This is a genomic window from Streptomyces sp. MA5143a (assembly GCF_900290235.1).
Lineage (GTDB): Bacteria > Actinomycetota > Actinomycetes > Streptomycetales > Streptomycetaceae > Streptomyces.
The window spans coordinates 23810-31516 of record NZ_OLMK01000099.1; the positions used below are offsets into that span (position 1 = coordinate 23810).

Sequence of the window (7707 nt, forward strand, 5' to 3'; positions counted from 1 at the left end):
GCCCGCCCCTTCCACGACCGCGCACGTAAAGTCAGCCCATGACCTCTACCGACAGTGCACAGACGCCCCCCGGCACGCCCGAGACTCCCGGCGCGGCGCCCGCCAAGGCCCCGGCCAAGGACCCCTGGGACCTTCCCGATGTCTCCGGGCTCGTCGTCGGCGTGCTCGGAGGCACCGGGCCGCAGGGCAAGGGCCTCGCGTACCGCTTCGCCAAGGCCGGCCAGAAGGTGATCATCGGCTCGCGGGCCGCCGACCGCGCGCAGGCCACCGCCGAGGAACTCGGCCACGGCGTGGAGGGCGCCGACAACGCCGAGACCGCGCGCCGCAGCGACATCGTGATCGTCGCGGTGCCCTGGGACGGGCACGCCAAGACGTTGGAGTCCCTGCGCGAGGAACTGGCCGGCAAGCTCGTCGTCGACTGCGTCAACCCGCTCGGCTTCGACAAGAAGGGCGCCTACGCGCTGAAGCCGGAGGAGGGCAGCGCCGCCGAGCAGGCCGCCGCCCTGCTGCCCGACTCGCGGGTCACCGCCGCCTTCCACCACCTGTCCGCCGTCCTCCTGGAGGACCCGGCGATCGAGGAGATCGACACCGACGTGATGGTGCTCGGCGAGGTCCGGGCCGACGTCGAGATCGTGCAGGCGCTGGCGGGCCGCATCCCCGGTATGCGGGGCGTCTTCGCGGGCCGGCTGCGCAACGCCCACCAGGTGGAGGCGCTGGTCGCCAACCTGATCTCCGTGAACCGCCGCTACAAGGCGCACGCCGGGATCCGCCTGACCGACGTGTGAGGCCGCGCCGGGCATGGGGGACACTGGACGCCGTACGACCCTGTCGTACCGCCACGTCCGACCGCCCTGTCAGGAGCCGACCCCCATGCCCCGCCTCGCCCTGTACGCCCTCGTCGTCTGTCTGCTCGCGATCACCGCGGCCGTGGTGTCCTTCGCCCGGGGCAGCTGGCTGGGTGTGGTGTGGGTGCTGATGGCCGGGCTGTCGTCCAACATGACCTGGTACTACGTGCGCCGCGCGAAGCTGGAGCGCCGGTCCGCCGCGAGCTCAGGCTCCTAGGCCCCCTGGTCGTCACGGACCGGTCAGGCACACGTCGCTGTCCTCGCGCCAGAAGCGGTAGAGCCAGTAGCCGCAGTCGGAGAGCTGGTCCTCGATGCCGAGGCCCCGCATGAACGCGTCGATCACGTCCCAGAACACGCCGTTGACCGCCGGGATCCACAGCACCGCGAAGACGAGCAGCAGCCCGAACGGCGCGAGCGGCTCCACCTGACGGCGGATCTTGTACGACAGCCAGGGCTCGATCACGCCGTAGCCGTCGAGGCCCGGCACCGGCAGGAAGTTCAGGATCGCCGCCGTGACCTGGAGCATCGCGAGGAACGCGAGGGCGAACAGGAACGCCGCCGGCACCCCGTCCGTCACCCCCAGCCAGAACGGCGCCGTGCAGACGGCGGCGAACAGCACGTTCGTCAGCGGGCCCGACGCCGAGATCAGACTGTGCTTCCAGCGGCCCCGGATACGGTTCCGCTCGATGAAGACGGCGCCGCCCGGCAGACCGATACCGCCCATGATCACGAACACGACCGGCAGCACGATGCTGAGCAGGGCGTGCGTGTACTTCAGGGGGTTGAGCGTGAGATAGCCCTTCGCGCCGATGGAGAAGTCGCCGCTGTGCAGGGCGGTACGGGCGTGGGCGTACTCGTGCAGACAGAGCGAGACGATCCACGCCGACGTCACGAACAGGAAGACGGCCAGACCGGGCTGCTCGGCGAACCCGGTCCAGGTGGCCCAGCCCGTGACCGCCATGACGGCCACGATCCCCACGAAGACGGGGCTGATCCTCCGGTCGCTCCGGCGGGACGCGGCGGTGGTCATGGGGCTCCTAGGGCTCTTGTGGAGGATCGATCATTCGTACGGACTGCCCGACCGTACCGGGCGCAAGGCGAAAACGTCTCGCGGTCACCTCCTGGTTCCTAGGAAGGTGGGGGCATGAAGGCGGGGACGTACGGTCGGGGGACGTGCGGTCGGCGGTCCGGGGCCGTCCCGGGCCCCCCGCGACGGCCCAGCCACCGGCACCGAACCGACGGAGACAATGGACCCCGTGCGTTACCGCATCCTCGGCACCACCCAGGCATCGCACGCCGACGGCACCCCGGTCCCGGTCGGCGGCGCCCGACTGCGTGCCCTGCTGACCGTGCTCGCGCTGCGCCCGGCCCGTACGGTCACCGTGTCCATGCTGGTCGACGAGGTGTGGGCCGGTGACCCGCCCGTCGACGCGAGCGGCGCGCTCCAGGCGCTGGTGGGCCGGCTGCGCCGGGCGCTCGGCGCGGACGCGATCCTGTCGGCGCACGGCGGCTACCGGCTCGCCGCCGCCCCCGACGACATCGACCTGCACCGTTTCGACCGTCTCGCGGCCGAGGGCGCCCGCGCGCTGGCCGACGGCGACCCCGCCGAGGCGGCCGTGGTCCTCGACGACGCGCTCGCCCTCTGGCAGGACCCGCCGCTGGCCGACCTGCCCGACCGGACCGCCGAGGCCGCCCGCTGGGAGACCCGTCGGCTCGACGCGCAGCGTGCCCGACTCACCGCCGCGCTGGCCCTCGGCCGCGCCGGGACCGCGCTCCCCGAACTCACCGCCCTGTGCGACACGCATCCCCTCGACGAGCCCCTCCAGTGCCTGCGGCTGCGCGCCCTGCGCGACACCGGCCGCCCGGCGGAGGCCCTGGCCGCGTACGACTCCGTACGCCGCCTCCTGTCCCACCGCCTCGGCACCGACCCGGGCCCCGAACTACGGGCCCTGCACGAGGAACTACTGCGCGCCGACGGCACGACGGCCGCACCCCGCCAGGCCCCCGGGCTCCACGCGCGCACGGACACGGGAACGACGGCCCCGCCCCCGCGGACCCGCCCGGCATTCGGGGACGAGCCCATGGGACGGCGGGCCTCTCAACGCCCCGTGGACGGCGCCGCCGCCCGGCAACCCGCCGACGGCCGTGCCGTCCCGCCCCCCATGGACGGCCGCCCCGTCCAGTCGGCCCCCGACGGCCGCCCCGTCCAGTCGGCCCCCGACGGCCGCCCCGTCCAGCCGTCCCCCGGGCGGCAGCCCGCGGAGGACGGCCGCCCGCGCGGCAACCTTCGGGCCCGGCTCACCTCCTTCGTGGGCCGGGACACCGACATCGACACCATCCGCACCGACCTGGCCGCCGCCCGCCTGGTCACCCTCCTCGGGCCCGGTGGCGCCGGGAAGACCCGGCTCTCCCAGGAGGCCGGCGAGGCGGTCGCGGCCTCCGCTCCCGACGGGGTCTGGCTCGCCGAACTCGCCCCCGTCGACGACCCCGCCGACGTCCCGGAGGCCGTCGTCACCGCCCTCGGCGCCCGCGAGACCGTTCTGCGCGGAGCCGGCGCCGAGGAGATGCGCGTGGTCTCCGACCGCCACGACGACCCCCTGGGCCGGCTCACCGAGCACTGCGCCAGACGCCGGATGCTGCTCATCCTCGACAACTGCGAACACGTCGTGGGCGCCGTCGCCCACCTCGTCGAGCACCTCCTCCAGCACTGCCCAAGCCTGACCGTCCTCGCCACCAGCCGCGAACCCCTCGGCGTACCGGGGGAGTTGGTGCGGCCGGTGGAACCCCTCGACCAGCCCCACGCCCTGCGGCTGCTCGCCGACCGGGGCGCCGCCGCCCGGCCAGGCTTCACCGTCGCCGACGACCCGGAGGCCGCCGCCGAGATCTGCCGCCGCCTCGACGGCCTCCCCCTCGCGATCGAACTCGCGGCGGCGCGGCTGCGCATGCTGACACCGCGCCAGATCGCCGACCGGCTCGACGACCGCTTCCGGCTCCTCACCTCCGGCAGCCGCACCGTCCTGCCCCGCCAGCAGACCCTGCGCGCGGTCGTCGACTGGTCCTGGGAGCTCCTCGACGACGAGGAACGGGACGTCCTGCGGCGGCTGTCCGTGTTCGCCGGCGGCTGCGACCTCGCCGCCGCGGAGGCCGTCTGCGGCCCCGCCGCGCTGGAGGCGCTCGGCTCCCTCGTCGACAGGTCCCTCGTCGTCGCGGCCCCCACCGCGACCGGCGGGATGCGCTACCGGCTCCTGGAGACCGTCGCCGAGTACGCCGGCGAACGCCTCGCCGAGGCCGGCGCCCGCCCCGCCGCCGTACGCGCCCACCGCACGTACTACCGCGAACTCGCCCGCACCACCGACCCGTTGCTGCGCGGCCACGGCCAGCGCCGGGCCAACGAACTGCTGGAGCTGGAGTACGAGAACCTCCGCACCGCCCTGCGGCACGCCGTCGCCGAACGCGACGAACAGGAGGCGCTCTGCCTGGTCCTGTCGCTGGCCTGGTACTGGCAGATGCGCGACCTGAAGACCGAGGCCCGGCACTGGGCCACCCAGGTCATGGCACTCGGCCCCGACCCGTTCGCGCCGCCGGCCCGCCCCGTCCCCGATGTGCGCGAGGGCCTCACCGACAGCCCGCCGCCGATGCGCCCCGAGGTGCTCGACGAGGCCCGGCGCGCACTCCACCTCATCCATCTCGCCTGCATGGACATGGAGATCTCCGCCTGGGAGACCCCCGAGGGGAGGGAGAAACTCCAGGTCATCCGGGACACCTACCGTCCGGGCCAGCCGCAGACCTGCCGATTCCCGGGCTTCATGTGGTTCTACGCCGTCGTGCTCTCCGGCGACATGGAGCGGCTGCGGGGGATCCTCGACGCGAGCATCGCCACCGCCCGTGACCTCGGCTACACCTGGGAGCTGGCCCAGGCCCTGCACATGCGGGCCAACATCCTCGCCAACCGCAGCGACTGGCCCGGCGACGCCACCCGCGACGCCGACGAGGCGCTGGAGCTGTGCGAACGGCTCGGGGACGCCTGGGTCACCGCCGAGGCGCTCTCGGCGCGCGCCATGAGCCACGAGCGCACGGGCCGGTTCGACCTCGCCGCGGCCGACTACCGGCGGGCCATCGTCCACGCCGAACGGATCGGCACCAACGCCCACTCGGGCGTCCTCGGGGTCCGGCTCGGCAACGTACTCCTGGAGTGCGGGGAGGCCGAACTCGGCGAGAAGATGCTGCTGGACGTGCTGGCACGGCACGACACGCCCCAGGAGGCGCTGCCCGCGGCCCGTCTCTATCTCGCCGTCTGGTTCGGCCGCACCGGGCGCCTGGAGGAGGCGTGGCGGCACATCACACGACTGCGCGAGGAGTTCGAGGCCGTCGACTTCGTGCTGTTCGCCGGCTTCGTCCTCGGCCTGGAGGCATGGCTGATGACCATGGACGGGCGCCCCACCGAGGCCCGCGCACGCATCCGGCAGGCGTTCGAGCAGGCCATGGACCCGCTGGCCCAGACGATCACCCCCCAGCTGCCCGCCTCCCACCTCGTCACCGCCGCCGTCGCCGTCACGGGCGTGGACGGCGGTGCCCGCGCCGGGGACGCGGCCCGGCTCCTCGGCGCCTCCGACGCGCACCTCCCGCCCGGCCACCACCCCAGCCCGCTGGAGGCCGAGGGACGCGCGCAGGCGGAGGCCGAGGTCCGGGCGCGACTGGACGACGAGGCGTACGAGGCGGCGTACGCGGAGGGCGCCGGACTCACCCTGGAGGAGGCCGGCGCCCTGATCTAGGGTCCGTTTGGCGCCCTGGTCGGGCGCTCTGATCCGGTGCCCTGACCGGCGGATCAGCTCTTGGTGCGGAACTTGTGGATCGCGATCGGGGCCATGACCGCCGTCAACGCCACGGACCAGCCGAGCGTGATCACCACGTCGTGGGCGACCGGCCCGCCCGTCATCAGACCGCGGGCCGCGTCCGCCAGGGAGGACAGCGGGTTGTAGTCGGTGAAGCTCCGCAGCCAGCCCGGCATCGACTGCGGCGGCGCGAAGATCGACGAGCCGAACTGGAGCGGGAACAGCACCAGGAAGCCCATCGCCTGCACCGACTGCGCGTTCTTCAGGGTCACGCCCAGCACCAGGAAGATCCACATCAGGGACGAACCGAAGACGACGGACAGGCCCACCGCGGCGAACAGGCCCGGCCAGCTGGTGATGTCGAAACCGATGAGGACGGCGACGGTCAGCAGGATGGTCGTGGCGAGCAGCATCCGCAGCAGCTCGACGGAGATCTTCGCGAGCAGCACCGAGGACCGGCCGATCGGCAGCGACCGGAAGCGGTCCATGATGCCTTTCTGGAAGTCCTCGTTGAAGCCGGTGCCGACACCCATCGCGATGTTCATGCCGAGCATCGCCATCAGCCCCGGGATCACGTACTGCACGTACCGCTCCTGGCCGCCGCCCAGCGCCTGCCCGATGGAGCCGCCGAAGACGTACACGAACAGCAGGGCGAACACGATCGGCATGAGGACCGCGTCGGCGACGGACTGCGGGTCGTTGCGGATCCACAGCAGATTGCGGCGCACGAGGGCGCCCGTGTGCCGGGCCTGCGCGCGCAGCCCGATCCGGCCGTCGGCGTCGCCGGTTCGGGACAGGGTGGTGGAGCTCATACGGCGACCTCCTCGTAGGTGGTGGACGGGGCCGGGTCCTGCGGGGCACTGGCCTTGTGGCCGGTGAGGGAGAGGAACACCTCGTCGAGACTGGGCAGTTCGGTGCCGATCGAGCCGAGGGTGACGCCGCGGTCGCTGATCGCGCCGACGACGGCGGTGAGCTGCTCGTCGCTGAGGATCGGCACGAGCAGGGTGCCGTTCTCGGCGTCGACGGTGGTGGTGGCGAGCCCGGTGATCCCCAGGCCGTCCAGTTCCCTCGCGAGCGGCCTCAGTTGCGCCGGGTCGGCCGTGCGGACCCGCAGCGTACGGCCGCCGACCTGCGCCTTCAGTTCGTCGATGCCGCCCTTGGCGATGACCTTGCCGCGGTCGATCACGGTCAGCTCGGAAGCCAGCTGCTCGGCCTCCTCCATGTACTGGGTGGTCAGCAGCACGGTCACCCCGTCGCCGACCATGCGCTTGACCTCGTCCCACACCTCGATCCGGGTGCGCGGGTCCAGGCCGGTCGTCGGCTCGTCCAGATAGAGCACGCCCGGGCGGCCCATCATCGACGCGGCGAGGTCCAGCCGCCGCCGCATGCCGCCGGAGTACGTGGCCACCGGGCGCCCCGCCGCCTCGGTCAGCGAGAACCGCTCCAGCAGACCGTTCGCCCGGCCCCGGGCGTCCTTGCGGGACAGATCGAGCAGACGGCCGATCATGTAGAGGTTCTCGAAGCCGGAGAGCTTCTCGTCCACCGAGGCGTACTGGCCGGTGAGGCCGATCACCCGGCGCAGGGCGCGCGGCTGGCGCACGACGTCGTAGCCGGCCACGGTCGCCTGCCCGGAGTCCGGCGTGACGAGCGTGGACAGGCACCGGACGAGTGTGGTCTTGCCGGCGCCGTTCGGGCCGAGCACGCCCATCACGGTGCCCTCGCGGACGTCCAGATCGACACCGTCCAGCGCCCTGGTCTCGCCGTAGTGCTTGACCAGCCCCCGTACGGTGACAGCGCGGGTCGCGCCGCTGGGTTCCTTGTCGATTCGTGTCATGCGGACGACGGTGTCAGGCACCGCCGACAAACGACCGACAGGTCACCGACAGCGCCCGGGTGAAGGCCGGGCCGAAGGCCCGAAGCCTTCAGGGGCGCGGGGAACTGCGCGAGAAACCACGACGCACCCGCACCCGCCATCACCACCCGCAACCCCCGAGCTACTAGGGCGCGTTGCGAAAGTAGCGTCGTCTGCC

General features: G+C 73.1%; 6 protein-coding genes. 3 read left to right on the forward strand and 3 right to left on the reverse strand.

Annotated features, from left to right (window positions below):
• Positions 1 to 38: 38 nt before the first annotated feature.
• Both npdG and SMA5143A_RS35235 read left to right on the forward strand, forming a co-directional pair.
• A complete protein-coding gene (gene npdG / locus SMA5143A_RS35230; protein WP_107466888.1) occupies positions 39 to 785 on the forward strand; it encodes an NADPH-dependent F420 reductase in 747 nt (248 codons plus the stop codon).
• Positions 786 to 798: 13 nt separating this feature from the next.
• Positions 799 to 1062, forward strand: coding sequence for a hypothetical protein (locus SMA5143A_RS35235; protein WP_181362169.1), 264 nt, complete (start codon positions 799 to 801; stop codon positions 1060 to 1062).
• A 12-nt stretch (positions 1063 to 1074) separates the two neighbouring features.
• On the opposite strand, the gene SMA5143A_RS35240 is transcribed toward SMA5143A_RS35235, so the two are convergent.
• Entirely contained in the window at positions 1075 to 1875 is an 801-nt protein-coding gene (locus SMA5143A_RS35240) for a site-2 protease family protein (RefSeq protein ID WP_107466890.1), read from the reverse strand.
• 217 nt (positions 1876 to 2092) lie between these two features.
• On the opposite strand from SMA5143A_RS35240, the gene SMA5143A_RS35245 reads away from it, so the two are divergent.
• Positions 2093 to 5617: an AfsR/SARP family transcriptional regulator gene (locus SMA5143A_RS35245; RefSeq protein WP_107466891.1), complete on the forward strand. Its 3525-nt coding sequence runs from the start codon at positions 2093 to 2095 to the stop codon at positions 5615 to 5617.
• A 53-nt stretch (positions 5618 to 5670) separates the two neighbouring features.
• Here the strand turns inward: SMA5143A_RS35245 and SMA5143A_RS35250 are convergent, their stop codons facing one another.
• Together SMA5143A_RS35250 and SMA5143A_RS35255 are read right to left on the reverse strand one after the other, a co-directional pair.
• Complete coding sequence (locus SMA5143A_RS35250) at positions 5671 to 6489, reverse strand: ABC transporter permease (RefSeq protein WP_107466892.1); 819 nt, start codon at positions 6487 to 6489, stop codon at positions 5671 to 5673.
• Positions 6486 to 7511 (reverse strand): ATP-binding cassette domain-containing protein, encoded by a 1026-nt coding sequence (locus SMA5143A_RS35255; RefSeq protein WP_107466895.1) that lies wholly within the window; start codon positions 7509 to 7511, stop codon positions 6486 to 6488. The genes SMA5143A_RS35250 and SMA5143A_RS35255 overlap by 4 nt, the downstream gene beginning before the upstream one ends.
• Positions 7512 to 7707 lie beyond the last annotated feature (196 nt).